Raw genomic sequence first — 14,090 nt, 5'->3', positions numbered from 1 at the left:
GAAAACCCGCTCACAGCCAAGGGGGAAGCGCTGATGACCCAGCCGCCCAGCAACCAGCCGCCGGGGGGCTTCGGAGCTCCCCAGGATCCGAACCAGGGCGGCATGCCGCCCGTCCCGCCGCAGATGCCGCCGACGCCGCCGCAGATGCCGCCCACGCCTCCGGCGCAGCCTCCGCAGGCCCAGCCGCCCGCCCAGCCGCCGCAGGGCCAGCCGCCGCAGGGCCAGCCCGGTTACGGCTACCCGCAGCAGGCCCCGCAGCCGGGACCGTACGGCTATCCGCAGCAGCCGCAGCCGGGACCGTACGGCCAGCCGCAGCAGCAGCCGGGTCCGTACGGCCAGCAGCCCGGCCCGTACGGGCAGCAGCCCTACGGGGGCTACCCGGGCCAGACGCAGCCGATGTACCCGGGCGCGCCCGCCCCGGCCGGCGGCTCCGGCGGCGGCCCGGGCAAGAACCGCACCGCGCTCGTCGCGGCCGTCGCGGCGGCCGTGGTGGCCGTCGCCGCCGTCACCACGTGGGCGGTCGTCGGCAAGGGCGACGACGAGGAGCCGACCGTCGCGAACCCGACGACGAGCGCCAGTTCCAGCGCCACCACGGCACCGAAGCCGACCGAGTCCGTCGACCAGGGCGACGGCTCCGGCGACGGCGACAAGGGCGGCGGCGAGGACGACCTGAACGCGGCCCGCCAGGAGGGCGAGGCGAAGGTCAACTTCCTCACCACCAACGACGTGGACCTGCCCCGCAACGGCTCCGAGGTCTTCGGCCCGTGGATCGTCGGCGACACCGTCGTCAAGGCGATGTACAAGGGCGTCGCCGGCTACAGCCTCGCCGACGGCAGCAAGAAGTGGCAGGTCGACGTGCCCTTCAAGCTGTGCGCGACCCCGGCCCAGCCGGGTGCCAACGGCCTGATGGTCTTCGGGTACGAGGAGAGCGCCAAGGACGGCGCCAAGTGCTCGATGCTCCAGCAGATCGACCTCAAGACCGGTAAGGCGGGCTGGAAGAAGGCCGTTCCGAAGCCGACCGGCCTCTTCGCCTTCTCCGACAACACCCTCGCCATCGGCGGCAACACGGTGACCGCCGCCGGCAGCAGCAGCGCCTACGGCTTCTCCCTCACCGACGGCAAGCAGGTCTTCACCGGCCCCACCGGCGACTGCAAGCCGTACGCGTACGCCGGCGACGCCACGAAGCTGGTCGCGGCCAGCCAGTGCCGCACCGGCGACGTGAACAAGGAACAGCACACGATCAGCGAGGTCGACCCCACCACGGGCAAGCCCAAGTGGACCTACAAGCTGGCCCTCACCTGGGAGGTCGACAAGGTCTACTCGGTGAACCCGCTGGTCGTCTCGGCCTTCCAGCGCGAGCAGAAGAAGTGGTCGGTCGTCGCGCTCAACCCGAACGGCTCCGTGCGCTCCCAGATCCAGGGCGGCAAGGACAAGTTCGCGCCGCGCTGCGGCGGCGGCCTCGTCATCTTCGGCCGCAACCTCCAGGGCTGCACGGGTGTCGCCGCCGCCGGTGACACCTTCTACATGGCGACCGACGCCTCCTACGGCACCTCCAACGAGGTCGTCGCCTTCGACCTGAAGAACGGCAAGCCCAAGTGGCGTTCGAAGGCGCCCGAGGAGCAGCAGATGACGCCGCTGCGGATGGAGGGCGGCGAGGTCCTGGTCTACGTCGCGCCCAAGTACGACAAGGGCGGCGCGGTCGCGACGATCGCCCCGGCCGGCGGCGCGCCGAAGATCCTCCTCAAGCACCCCGTCTCGGTCGCGCAGATCGAGAGCGGCTTCTTCAGCGCCGGTTACGCCTACGGCGGCGGCACGTTCGTGGTGGCGGCGGGGCGCGTCTCGGCGTCCAGTGACGCCGAGGAGAAGGAGACCAAGACGATGATGGGCTTCAGCAAGTGAGGTACGCGGACCGATGACCCAGCCACCCCCTCCGCCGCCGAACCAGCCCCCCGGCGGGTTCCCGCCGCCGAACCAGCCTCCGGGCGGCTTCGGAGCCCCGCAGGACCCGGGGTACGGCCAGGGCCAGGGCGGCTTCGGCGCGCCGACGCCTCCGCCGCCCCCGCCGCAGGGACAGCCGGGCTACGGCTACCCGCAGGCCCCGCCGCCGGCGCAGCCCGGTTACGGGTACCCGGAGCAGCAGCACCAGCAGCCGGTGCCGCCGCCGTACGGGTACCCGAACCAGCCGCAGCCGCCGCAGCAGCAGCCGTACGGCTACCCGACCGCGCCCCAGCAGCACGTCCCGGCGCCCGCGCCCGGCGGCGGGAAGAAGCTGTCGGCGACCACGCTCATCGTCATCGCGGCGGTCGTGGCTGTGGCGCTGATCGTCGGCGGCGGCGTCTGGTACGCCAACTCCGGCACGGACGAGCCGACGGACGCCAAGCCGAGCGGCGGCACCAGCCAGAACCAGAACCCGAACGGCGGCGGCGGCGAGGCCACCACCGGCGGCAGCGGGCTCGGCGGCAACGGCAAGGAGAAGCCGGGCGCGGACACCGGCGCGAGCCTGGCCTTCCGCATCGACGTGCCGAAGGTGCCCGACACCACGCCCGTCGACGGCTCCTGGCTCACCGCCACGACGTACGTGAAGACGGGCGTCAACTCGGTGGTCGGCTACGACCTCGCCAAGGGCACGGTCTCCTGGACGATCCCGCTGGCCGGCCAGGTCTGCGGCGCGTCCCGGCACATGACCGCCGACAACAAGGTGCCGATCCTCTTCGAGGAGTCCAAGCGGGTCGCGCCCCGCTACTACCAGAGCTGCAACAAGGTCGGCATGCTCGACCTGAACAGCGGCAAGCTGCTCTGGTCCGCTTCGGTCAGCGGCGGCGGCGACGAGAAGGCCCGGTTCAGCGAGGTGACGCTCAGCGGCGGCACCGTCGCGGCCGGCGGCACCGACGGCGGGGCGGCCTTCGACGCGGCCACCGGCAAGGTCCGCTGGAAGCCGCAGTCCGACGACCAGAACTGCTACGACATGGGCTACGGCGGCGGCGCCGGGCTCGTCGCGGTCCGCAAGTGCGGCAAGTACGGCGCCGAGACCATCCTCGTGCAGAACCTCGACCCGGTGTCGGGCAAGCCGCTCTCGCAGTACAAGATGCCGACGGGCGTGAAGTACGCCTCGGTCGTCTCGACCAAGCCGCTGGTCGTCGCGGCCAACGTCGGCGACGCCGCCGACGACGGCAGCAGCATCTCGGACTTCTTCTCCCTCGACGAGAAGACCGGGAAGCTCCGCACCAAGATCACGGCCAACGCCGACCGCTACGCGGCCCGGTGCGGCTCCACCTCGGTGGAGGAGTGCCAGCAGGTCCTCGTCGGCGACGACCGGCTCTACCTGCCGACCGAGGAGCACGACGGCTCCACCGGCGAGTACGGCGACGAGACCAACGAGATCATCGCCTTCGACCTCGCCACCGGCCGGACCGCCCCCGAGAAGGCCGACGCGGGCGACGGGTACACGCTGATGCCGCTGCGCATGGACGGCGGCGACCTCATCGCGTACAAGGTCGGCCCGTACGACAAGGGCGGGCAGATCGTCTCCGTCAACGCGGGCACGATGAAGGAGACCCTGCTCCTGGAGACCCCGTCGGACAAGGGGAACCGGGACATCGTGAGCAGCTTCTCGATCACCGGTGCCGAACTGCTCTACGCCGACGGCCGGTTCTTCATCTCGGCCACGTACGCGAACAAGCCGCGGGAGTCGGACAGCTCCTTCGGCAAGAAGTACCACGCGGTGTCCTTCGCCACGAAGCGCTGACCCGCACCCGTCCACGACGAGGGCCTCCCCGGCCGCCCCGGGGAGGCCCTCGTCGTCGTCCGTCCCCCTTTCGTCCCCCGTTCGTGCGCCGGAGGTTGACGGGCCGTGGGGTGGGGGAGCGTGTAGCTTGCCGGGTCAGAGGTGCCGGGGGACGGCACGCCCGGGGGATGGGGGATGACGGATGGGCGTACGGCTCGTGGTCGTGGACGACCACCGCCTGCTCGCGGAGGCACTCGCCTCGGCGCTGAAGCTGCGCGGGCACCGGGTGCTCGCGGCGGCGGCGCCGACGGCGGGGGCGGCGGAGGTCGTGGTGGGCCGGGCGCCGGAGGTGTGCCTCTTCGGCACGGCCGCGCCGGCCGCGCCCGGCGTCTTCGAACCGGTCGCGCGGATCAAGCGGGAGCGCCCGCAGGTGGCCGTGGTGGTGCTGGGCCCCGTCCCGTCGCCGCGCGGGATCGCGGCGGCCTTCGCGGCCGGCGCGTCCGGGTACGTCCGGCACGACGAGCGGATCGAGGGCGTGGAGCGGGCGCTGCTGAAGGCCCGGGCGGGGGAGGCGGCGGTGGCGCCGCAGCTGCTCGCGGGGGCCTTCGCCGAGCTGCTGAACCCGGCGGCGCAGCCCGACGACGAGGCGCAGCGGCTGCTGCGGCTGCTGACGCACCGGGAGGTGGAGGTGCTGGTGCGGGTCGCGGAGGGGGAGGACACCCGGCTGATCGCGGCGGGCATGGGGATCGCGCCGAGCACGGCGCGGACGCACGTGCAGCGGGTGCTGATGAAGCTGGGGGTCGGTTCGCGTCTGGAGGCGGCTGCCCTGGCGGCCCGGACGGGGCTGCTGGAGCGGGCGGTGCCGGGGCAGCGCACGCCGTCCTGAGATCGCCTTCGGGCGGGTGTGGGGCTCGGCCATTGACTCCGATGTTTGATTGTGATTCTTTGTGCGTGGTTCTGTTTATTCGCGCCCGGAGGGCACCCCGTGAAGAAGACCGTCACCACGCTCGCCGACGGGCGCGAGCTCATCTACTACGACACGCGCGACGACGTCGTGCGCACGGCCGTCGACCCGCGCCCGCTCGCCCCCGTCACCTCCCGCTCGGAGATCCGGTACGACGAGCTGACCGGCGATCACGTCGCCGTCGCGTCCCACCGGCAGAGCCGCACCTACCTCCCGCCGGCCGACGCCTGCCCGCTCTGCCCCGCCCGCGACGGGCGCGAGAGCGAGGTCCCCGAGGAGAGCTACGAGGTCGTGGTCTTCGAGAACCGCTTCCCCTCCCTCTCCGGCGGCGTCGGCCGCTGCGAGGTCGTCTGCTTCACCGACGACCACACCGCCTCCTTCGCCGACCTCACCGAGGAGCGGGCCCGCCTCGTCCTCGACGCCTGGACCGACCGCACCGCCGCCCTCTCCGCCCTCCCCGGCGTCGAGCAGGTCTACTGCTTCGAGAACCGGGGCCGGGAGATCGGCGTCACCCTGCCGCACGCGCACGGCCAGATCTACGCCTTCCCGTACGTCACCCCCCGCACCGCGCTGACCCGCCGCCGGGTCGACGAGCACCGCCGGGCCACCGGCCGGAACCTCTTCGACGACCTCGTCGCCCGCGAACGCGCCGACGCCGAACGGGTGGTCCTGGAGACCGAGCACTGGATCGCCTTCGTCCCCTACGCCGCCAAGTGGCCGTACGAGATCCACCTCCACCCCACCCGGCGGGTGCCCGACCTGCTCGCCCTCGACGAGGCCGCGCGGACAGAGTTCCCACAGGTCTATCTGGAACTCTTGAGGCGCTTCGACCGGATCTTCGGCCCGGCGGAGCCGCCCACGCCCTACATCGCCGCCTGGCACCAGGCGCCGTTCACGGACGAGCGGCGGGAGGAGTTCGGACTGCACCTGGAGCTGTTCACGGTCCGGCGCGCCTCCGGGAAGCTGAAGTTCCTCGCCGGTACCGAGTCCGGCATGGGCGCGTTCATGAACGACATCCGGCCGGAGGACGCGGCCCGGCGTATCCGAGAGGTGGCAAGCGCATGACGACTCCCAGGAAGTACCTGGTCACGGGCGGGGCGGGCTACGTGGGCGGTGTGGTCGCGGCCCACCTCCTGGAGCGGGGCCACCGGGTCACCGTCCTCGACGACCTCTCCACCGGCTTCCGCGAGGGCGTCCCCGCGGGCGCCGAGTTCATCGAGGGCCGGATCCAGGACGCCGCCCGGTGGCTCGACGGCTCCTACGACGGCGTCCTGCACTTCGCCGCGTTCTCGCAGGTCGGCGAGTCCGTCGCCAAGCCGGAGAAGTACTGGGAGAACAACGTCGGCGGCGCCCTCGCCCTGCTCGCCGCCATGCGGACGGCCGGCGTCCGCAAGCTGGTCTTCTCCTCCACCGCCGCCACCTACGGCGAGCCGGCGACCGTGCCGATCACCGAGTCCGCGCCGACCGCCCCCACCAGCCCGTACGGGGCGAGCAAGCTGGCCGTCGACCACATGATCACCGGCGAGTGCGCCGCCCACGGCCTCGCCGCCGCCTCCCTGCGCTACTTCAACGTCGCCGGGGCCCACGGCGGGCTCGGCGAGCGCCACGAGCCCGAGTCGCACCTCGTCCCGCTCGTCCTCCAGGTCGCCCTCGGCCGCCGCGAGGCCATCTCCGTCTACGGCGACGACTACCCGACCCCCGACGGCACCTGCGTCCGCGACTACATCCACGTCGCCGACCTCGCCGAGGCCCACCTCCTCGCCCTCGACGCCATGACGGACGGCGCCGTCCCGGCCGGCGAGCACCTGATCTGCAACCTCGGCAACGGCAACGGCTTCTCCGTCCGCGAGGTGATCGAGACCGTCCGCAAGGTCACCGGCCACGCGATCCCGGAGGTCGCCGCCGCCCGCCGCCCCGGCGACCCGGCCGTCCTCGTCGCCTCCGCCGACGCCGCCCGCGAGCGGCTCGGCTGGATCCCGTCCCGCCCCGACCTCGCCGAGGTCGTCGCCGACGCCTGGGCCTTCGCCCGCCGCCCCGAGGAGGGAACCGCATGACCGTCGCCGCCGACTTCGAGGCGCTGTACGGCGCCGCGCCCGACGGCGTCTGGGCCGCCCCCGGGCGGGTCAACCTCATCGGGGAGTACACCGACTTCAACGACGGCTTCGTGCTGCCGCTCGCCCTGCCGCACACCACCGTCGCCGCCGTCGCCCGCCGCGACGACGGCGTCCTGCGCCTGCACTCGGGCGATGCCGACGGCGGGATCGTCCAGCTCGGCGTCGACGCCCTGGAACCGCTCTCCGGCGGCGGCTGGGCCGCCTACCCGGCCGGCGTCGTCTGGGCGCTGCGGGCGGCCGGACACCCGGTGTCCGGCGCCGACGTGCACCTCTCCTCCACCGTGCCGACCGGCGCCGGGCTCTCCTCCTCGGCCGCCCTGGAGGTCGTCACCGCCCTGGCCCTGAACGACCTCTACGACCTCGGCCTGACCCGCCCGGAGCTGGCCCGGATCGCGCAGCGCGCCGAGAACGAGTTCGTCGGCGTGCCCTGCGGGGTGATGGACCAGATGGCGTCCGCCTGCGCCGAGGAGGGCCACGCCCTCCACCTGGACACCCGGGACCTGTCGTACCGGCAGGTGCCCTTCGACCTCGCCGCCGAGGGGCTGGCGCTGCTCGTCGTCGACACCCGCGTGAAGCACGCGCTCGGGGACGGCGCGTACGCCGAGCGGCGCGCCGGTTGTGAGGCGGGCGCGCGGGCGCTCGGGGTGCGCTCCCTGCGCGAGGTGGACGCCGCGCATCTGCCCGCCGCGCTCGACCGTCTGAGCGACGGGACGATTCTGCGGTACGTCCGGCACGTGGTGTCGGACAACGACCGGGTGGTCCGGGTGATCGCCCTGCTCGACGCCGGCGCGACCCGCGCGGTCGGCCCGGTCCTCACCGAGGGCCACGCCTCGCTCCGGGACGATCTGCGGGTCTCCTGCCCGGAGCTGGACCTGGTGGTCGAGGCGGCGAACGCGGCCGGAGCGCTCGGCGCCCGGATGACCGGCGGCGGTTTCGGCGGCTCGGCGGTGGTCCTGGTCGAGGCGGACCGGGCGGAGGAGATCGGCGCGGCGGTCCGTAAGGCGTTCGCCGGCGCCGGGTACGCGGAGCCGGGGATCTTCCCCGCGGTCCCCTCGGCGGGCGCCCGCCGCCTCTGACCCCCGCCCGGCCACACGTACGCCCGACTTCGGACACTTCCGCCAATCGGCCCCCACCGTGCCGCCCCGCCCCTACTCTGTGGGGCAGCGCCGGTGGGGGCCGGTGCCGTTCAGGGGGCGAGACCCGTCGGGTACGGCGCCGGGCGCAGGGGTAGCAGTCAGGGCACGGCGGCGGCCGTACGCCCGACGGACCCCGCCCCCGGCGCCGTACCGCGCCGGCCCTCTCCTCGACACTTGGGGGTGTCCGTGGCACGAATCCGGGTCCTGGTGGTGGACGACCACCGCGTCTTCGCCGAGTCGCTGGCGGCCGCGCTCGCGGCCGAGCCGGACGTCGACGTCGCCGCGGCGGGCAGCGGTCCCGCCGCCCTGCGCTGTCTGGACCGGGGGGCCGCGGAGGGACGCCGCTTCGACGTGCTGCTCGTCGACGCCGACCTGGGCGCGCCGCCCGCCGCCCCGGCGGCCGTACCGAACGGGCCGGACGGTGAGCCCGCCGTCGACGGGATCTCGCTGGTCGCGGGGGTGCGCAAGGCGCAGCCCGCGGTCCGCGCGGTGGTGCTCGCCGAGCGGGACGACGCCCGCAGGGCCGCCCTCGCGCTCCAGGCGGGGGCCTCCGGATGGGTGGCGAAGGACTGTTCGCTCCAGCGGCTGCTCGCCGTGGTCCGGGGGGTGCTGCGGGACGAGACGCATCTGCCGCCGGCGCTGCTGACGGGGGTGCTGCGGGAGCTGACGGCGGACCGGAAGCACCGGACGGAGAGCGAACAGCTCGTGGCGTCGCTGACCCCGCGCGAGCGCGAGGTGCTGCGCTGCATGGTGGCGGGGCTCGGCCGGAAGGCGGTGGCGGAGCGGCTGTTCCTCTCCCCGCACACGGTCCGTACGCACATGCAGAACGTGCTGGGGAAGCTGGGCGTCCACTCGACGCTGGCGGCGGTGGCGCTGGCCCGCCGCGCGGGCGTGGGCCCGGCACCGCTTCCGGAGCCGGGGCGGGTCCTAGCCGGGAACGTTGTCGAACGGGGCGGTCAGCCGGCGTAGCAGGGCGGCGAGTTCGGCGCGCTGCGGGCGGGAGAGCTGGGCGAGGATGGCCCGCTCCTGGGCGAGCAGTCCGGCCAGCGCCTCGTCGGCGCGGTCGCGCCCCTCGGAGGTGAGCCTGACCAGGACGCCGCGCCGGTCGCTGGGGTCGGGCAGCCGCTCGACCAGGCCCTTCTTGGTGAGCCGGTCGATGCGGTTGGTCATCGTGCCGGAGGTGACCAGGGTCTGGGTGAGGAGCTGGCCGGGGGAGAGCTGGTACGGGGCTCCGGCGCGGCGCAGCGAGGTGAGGACGTCGAACTCCCAGGGCTCCAGCTGGTGCTCCGAGAAGGCGAGCCTGCGGGCGCGGTCGAGGTGCCGGGCCAGCCGGGAGACGCGGCTGAGGACCTCCAACGGTTCCACGTCGAGGTCCGGGCGCTCGCGGCGCCATGCAGCGACCAGACGGTCGACCTCGTCCTCCATGGCGATCAGTGTAGTGGGTCTGTTGACATAAAGTCTCTTGCGTTCAAGTTTCTCGATGTCATGTATCTCGACATCAAGATATAGTTGGCTGTACAACGGGGAAGGGACCCGGCCGGAACCGGTTCCGTTTGGCCGACTCTCGCCTGCAAGGGGGCTTCGAACATGCATTCCGTTGAATCCGCCGCCACACCGGTGTGGGACCCGGCGCAGTACCTGCGCCACTCCGCCCACCGCGCCCGCCCCTTCCTCGACCTCCTCCACCGAATACCCCGCCTCCCCGACCACGGCCGCCCCGCCCGCATCGCCGACCTCGGCTGCGGCCCCGGCAACGTCACGGCCCTCCTCGCCGACCGCTGGCCCGACGCCCACATCACCGGCCTCGACCTCTCGCCCGAGATGCTCGAAAAAGCGGAGAAGGACTGGGCCGGCACCACCTCCGGCGGCGGCTGGCTCGACTTCCGCCCCGCCGACGCGGCCCACTGGACCCCCGACGAGCCCTACGACCTGATCGTCTCCAACGCGGCCCTCCAGTGGGTCCCCAACCACCCCGAGTCCTTCGCCCGCTGGATCGAGGGACTCCGCCCCGGCGGCACCCTCGCCTTCCAGGTCCCCGGCAACTTCACCTCCCCCAGCCACGCCCTCCTCGGCGAACTCTGCGCCCGCCCCGAGTGGCGCGCCCGCCTCGCCGACCAGGGCCGCCGCTTCGTCCACATCCTCGACCCGGCCGACTACCTCGCCCGCCTCACCGCCCTCGGCTGCGAGACGGACGCCTGGGAGACCGTCTACTGCCAGCTCCTCCAGGGCGAGGACGCCGTCCTCGACTGGGTCAAGGGCACCGCCCTGCGCCCCGTCCTGACGGCCCTCGCCGACGACGGGGAGGCCGCCGACGCCTTCCTCGCCCAGTACCGCGACCTGCTCCGCGAGGCGTACCCGGCCGGCCCGGACGGCACGGTCTTCCCCTTCCGCCGCGTCTTCGCGGTCGCCCGCAAACCGGGCTGACGCCCCGCCGGAAACACGCCCGCCCCGCACCGGAGGGTTCCGGTGCGGGGCGGGCGTGGTGCGGTGCCGGGTGGCGTCAGCCGATCTGGTTGTAGATCTGGAAGCCGCCGCCGAAGCGGGCCCGGGTGGAGAACTTGCCCGGGGCGGTGTTCAGGTAGGTGTACAGGTCACCCGTGGACGTGATGCCGACGACGTCGCCCTTGCCGTCCGCGTTGAGGTCGCCGGCGGCGGCCAGGTGCTTGTAGGTGCCCCAGCCGGAGCCGATCTTGACGCGGCCCTTGAACGGGGCGGTGGCGTTGCCGGTACCCGCGTACAGGTACAGGTCGCCGGAGGTGGTGCGGGCCAGCAGGTCAGCGCGGCCGTCACCGGTGTAGTCACCGGCGCCGAAGAGCTTGTTGTACGCGCCCCAGCCGGTGCCGACGCGGATGCGGGTGGCGAACTTGTCGCCCTCGCCGTTGCCCTTGTACAGGTAGAGGACGCCGGAGCGGTCGCGGGCCAGCAGGTCGCCCTTGCCGTCGCCGCTGAGGTCACCGGAGCCGGCGTAGGCGTTGTAGGTGTTCCAGCCGGAGCCGACGAAGTACATGCCGTCGATCCACAGGTCGCCGTCGACGTTCTGGACGGTGTCCTGCGAGTTGTCGGGGTTCAGCGAGGAGACGGACGTCCAGACGGCGCCCTGCCAGTCGCCCGCGGTGCTGGCCTGCTGCCGCGGGTTGACCTTGCCCGTCCCCGAGGGGCCGTACCAGTACATCGTGCCGGCCGTGTCACGGGCGTAGAAGCCGTCCTTGCCGGTGGACGGGATGTTCCCCGCGAGGGCGAACTGCTCGATGCCCGCGAAGTCGCCGGTCGCACCGACCTTCTCGCGCGTGTTCAGGGTGCCGTTGCCCTTGCCGGTGTACAGGTAGAGCGAGCCCGAGTTGTCCCTGGCCCACAGGGCGCCGTTGCCGGCGGGCAGGATCTGGTTGTAGATCCCCCAGCCGCCGCCGATGGACGTGCGGGTGGCGAACGGCTTGGACGTGACACCGGTGCCGGCGTAGAACCACAGGGTGCCGGCGTTGTCGCGGGCGTACAGGTCGGCCCGTCCGTCGCCGTTGCCGTCGCCGAGGCCCACGAGCTGGTCGTAGACGTTCCAGCCGCCGCCGACGCTGATGCGGGTGCCCAGCGGCTTCGACATGGTGCCGGTGCCCAGGTACAGGTACAGCTGGCCCTCGGGCGTGCGGGCGATCACGTCGGCACGGCCGTCCGCGTTCACGTCACCGGGCGAGGTGATCTTGTTGTATGCCTGCCAGCCGCCGCCCACGGCGTACTCGTACGGCGTGCCGTACGGGGCGACGTCCTTGTACAGCGTCAGCGCGCCGTTCTCGGACAGGACCAGCAGCTCGGGCTCGGCCTCGCCGCCCTGGTCGCCGATCGGGATGATGTCCTTGGCGACGTTGTCGACACGGGCCAGCTGGACCTCGTCGGGCCCGGCGGACGAGTAGATCGAGCCGTTTCCGGCACGGAAGATCAGGTCGTCGCTGCCGTCGAGGTCGAGGTCCGACAGGAGCGGCGAGCCGGCCTCGGCGTTCTGAGCGCCGGCGCGGGCGCCGTCCTGCGCGGGACGGACCAGCTTCGGCGGCGTGAAGGACGAGGTCTTCTTCTCGGTCGTGGCGACCGGAGCCGGGGTGTCGGCGGACGCCGGCGTCGCCAGGAGCATGCCGGCGGAGAGGGCGAGAGCGGTGCACGCGGCGACGCGGCGGCCACGCCCGGAGAACACGGAGCGCAAAGGATCCCCCCCTGGGGAACGAAGAAAAGTGGGACCCGGACAGGTTCGCGGCGCCTTCGCGCGTGCTCTGACGTGCGAGGGGCGAACATCCATCCGAATGTGAGCGTGAGTGTAACCCGCCCCGCCGACAACGACGCGGACGGATGCCGAACGGTGCCCGCACCGGTGATCCGGTGCGGGCACCGCCCTTCGGGACCCGGAGGGTCAGGACATGCTGTTGTAGACGTCGAAGCCCGTCCCGAGCTTCGCGCGCGGCGCGAACTTGCCCGGCGACGTGTTCGTGTAGCGGTACAGCGTGCCGCCGGAGGTGACGGCCAGCAGGTCCGCCTTGCCGTCGGCGTTCAGGTCGCCGGGCGCGACGAGGTGCTTGTACGCGCCCCAGCCGCCGCCGATCAGCTTCCGGCCCTTGAACGGCGCGCTCGCCTTCCCCGTACCCGCGTACACGTACAGGTTGCCGGACGCGGTGCGGGCCAGCAGGTCCGTGCGGCCGTCACCGGTGTAGTCACCGGCGCCGACCAGCTTGTCGTACGCGCTCCACCCGTCGCCGACCCGGACCCGGGACGCGAACGCGGTGCCGTAGCCGTTGCCCTTGTACAGGTACAGGACGCCGGAGCGGTCCCGGGCGAGCAGGTCGCCCTTGCCGTCGCCGCTCAGGTCGCCGGGGCCGACCAGCGCGTTGTACACGCCCCAGCCCGAACCGATGACGTTCGAGTTCACGCCGAGCCGGCCCTCGTAGACCCAGCCGAGCTCCGGGTGACCGTCCCCGTCGAGCGAGGAGGGGTGGAAGAAGCCGATGCCGGCCCACGAGCCGTCGTCGGTCAGCTGCTCCCGCGCGGTCAGGACACCCCGCGTGGTGGCGCCGTACCAGAACAGGTTGCCGGCGTGGGACCGGGCCAGGACGGCCGCCTTGCCCGTGTACGGGATGCTGCCCGAGTTCGCGAACTGCGCGACGCCCGCCCAGCCGCCCGTCTCGCTCGCCTTGCGGCGCGGCGTCAGGGTGCCGTTGCCCCGGGGGTCGTACAGGTACACCGTGCCCGTGTTGTCGCGGGCGACGAGGGCGCCGCTGCCCGCCCACGCGATCTGGTTGTACGTGTTCCAGCCCTGCCCGATGGCCCGCCGGGTGCCGAACGGACGGCTCAGGTCGCCGGTGGCCGCGTAGAACCACAGACGGCCGGAGGAGTCGCGGGCGTACAGGTCGCCCTTGCCGTCGCCGGTGGCGTCACCGGCGCCGATCAGCTGGTCGTAGGCGCCCCAGCCGCCGCCGATCCGCTTCCGCGTCGAGAGCGGGCCGGTCATGTGGCCGGTGCCCAGGTACACGTACAGCTCACCGGCGTGGGTGCGGGCGAGGACGTCGGCGCGGCCGTCGCCGTTGACGTCGCCGGGCGAGAAGACCTTGTTGTAGATCTGCCAGCCGGAGCCGACCCGCAGTTCCCAGTCGTAGCTGTCCCGGTGGGCGTCCTGGTACATCGTCAGCGTGCCGGTCTCGGAGAGCACCAGCACCTCGGGACGGACGTTGTTGCCGCCCTGGTTGCCGATCGGGATGATGTCCTTCGCGACCTCGGAACGGCCCGCGAGGAACTCCGCGCCGCCGCCGTCGGACAGCGACGAGTACAGCTTGCCGTTCATGGCGCGGAAGATGACGTCTTCCCAGCCGTCGCTGTTCAGGTCGGCGAGCGGCTTGGTGTCACCCGTCGCCGCCGCGGCGGACGCGCGGCCGGTGTCCTGGGGCACGGTGTAGGACTCGCGGGGCAGCTCGGGCGAGGCCACCGGCCGCTCGGCCGAGGGAAGCGGCGCGGGCGTGCCGGCCGACGCGGGGGTCGCCAGCAGCATGCCGGCGGAGAGGGCGAGCGCGGTGCACGCGGAGACGCGGCGGCCACGCCCGGAGAAAGCGGTACGCAAAGTGATCCCCCCCTGGGGAACGTGAGAACAGGTACCAGGACAGGGGTCCGCACCACCTCCGCAGGGC

General features: G+C 73.1%; 11 protein-coding genes. 8 read left to right on the top strand and 3 right to left on the bottom strand.

Annotation, left to right across the window (positions count from 1 at the left end; translation table 11 throughout):
* Window positions 1-33 precede the first annotated feature (33 nt).
* The 7 genes from ACIGHB_RS27350 to ACIGHB_RS27320 all read left to right on the top strand — a co-directional run bounded on the left by ACIGHB_RS27350 (window position 34) and on the right by ACIGHB_RS27320 (window position 8,907).
* Entirely contained in the window at window positions 34-1,899 is a 1,866-nt protein-coding gene (locus ACIGHB_RS27350) for a PQQ-binding-like beta-propeller repeat protein (RefSeq protein ID WP_399916582.1), read from the top strand.
* A gap of 13 nt (window positions 1,900-1,912) precedes the next feature.
* Window positions 1,913-3,745 carry a PQQ-binding-like beta-propeller repeat protein gene (locus ACIGHB_RS27345; RefSeq protein WP_399916580.1) on the top strand — a complete coding sequence of 611 codons (1,833 nt, stop codon included), beginning with the start codon at window positions 1,913-1,915 and terminating at the stop codon, window positions 3,743-3,745.
* 181 nt (window positions 3,746-3,926) lie between these two features.
* On the top strand, window positions 3,927-4,610 hold the full coding sequence (locus tag ACIGHB_RS27340) for a LuxR C-terminal-related transcriptional regulator (protein ID WP_360312772.1): 684 nt from the start codon (window positions 3,927-3,929) through the stop codon (window positions 4,608-4,610).
* Between the two features lie 99 nt (window positions 4,611-4,709).
* The gene (galT, locus tag ACIGHB_RS27335) at window positions 4,710-5,753 is read left to right on the top strand and encodes a galactose-1-phosphate uridylyltransferase (protein ID WP_360312774.1); all 1,044 of its coding nucleotides are present in this window, start codon (window positions 4,710-4,712) and stop codon (window positions 5,751-5,753) included.
* Window positions 5,750-6,742 (top strand): UDP-glucose 4-epimerase GalE, encoded by a 993-nt coding sequence (gene galE, locus ACIGHB_RS27330; protein ID WP_399916578.1) that lies wholly within the window; start codon window positions 5,750-5,752, stop codon window positions 6,740-6,742. The genes galT and galE overlap by 4 nt, the downstream gene beginning before the upstream one ends.
* Window positions 6,739-7,878 carry a galactokinase gene (gene galK, locus ACIGHB_RS27325; protein ID WP_399916575.1) on the top strand — a complete coding sequence of 380 codons (1,140 nt, stop codon included), beginning with the start codon at window positions 6,739-6,741 and terminating at the stop codon, window positions 7,876-7,878. The genes galE and galK overlap by 4 nt, the downstream gene beginning before the upstream one ends.
* 246 nt (window positions 7,879-8,124) lie before the next feature.
* A complete protein-coding gene (locus tag ACIGHB_RS27320; protein ID WP_360312780.1) occupies window positions 8,125-8,907 on the top strand; it encodes a response regulator transcription factor in 783 nt (260 codons plus the stop codon).
* Here ACIGHB_RS27320 and ACIGHB_RS27315 read toward each other — a convergent pair.
* Window positions 8,866-9,363 (bottom strand): MarR family transcriptional regulator, encoded by a 498-nt coding sequence (locus tag ACIGHB_RS27315; protein ID WP_360312782.1) that lies wholly within the window; start codon window positions 9,361-9,363, stop codon window positions 8,866-8,868. The two genes, ACIGHB_RS27320 and ACIGHB_RS27315, sit on opposite strands and share 42 nt — an antisense overlap.
* Before the next feature lie 162 nt (window positions 9,364-9,525).
* Between ACIGHB_RS27315 and ACIGHB_RS27310 the strand changes: the two genes are divergently transcribed.
* On the top strand, window positions 9,526-10,362 hold the full coding sequence (locus ACIGHB_RS27310) for a trans-aconitate 2-methyltransferase (RefSeq protein WP_360312784.1): 837 nt from the start codon (window positions 9,526-9,528) through the stop codon (window positions 10,360-10,362).
* Window positions 10,363-10,438: 76 nt separating this feature from the next.
* Here the strand turns inward: ACIGHB_RS27310 and ACIGHB_RS27305 are convergent, their stop codons facing one another.
* Both ACIGHB_RS27305 and ACIGHB_RS27300 read right to left on the bottom strand, forming a co-directional pair.
* On the bottom strand, window positions 10,439-12,115 hold the full coding sequence (locus ACIGHB_RS27305) for an FG-GAP repeat domain-containing protein (RefSeq protein ID WP_399916573.1): 1,677 nt from the start codon (window positions 12,113-12,115) through the stop codon (window positions 10,439-10,441).
* Between the two features lie 213 nt (window positions 12,116-12,328).
* Window positions 12,329-14,023, bottom strand: coding sequence for an FG-GAP repeat domain-containing protein (locus tag ACIGHB_RS27300; RefSeq protein WP_399916571.1), 1,695 nt, complete (start codon window positions 14,021-14,023; stop codon window positions 12,329-12,331).
* Between the last annotated feature and the right edge of the window lie 67 nt (window positions 14,024-14,090).

It is taken from the genome of Streptomyces sp. NPDC085460, from assembly GCF_044541975.1.
Taxonomy (GTDB): Bacteria; Actinomycetota; Actinomycetes; order Streptomycetales; family Streptomycetaceae; genus Streptomyces.
The sequence above is the reverse complement of the archived record's forward strand: the minus strand, read 5'-3'. Positions and strand labels throughout refer to the sequence as shown.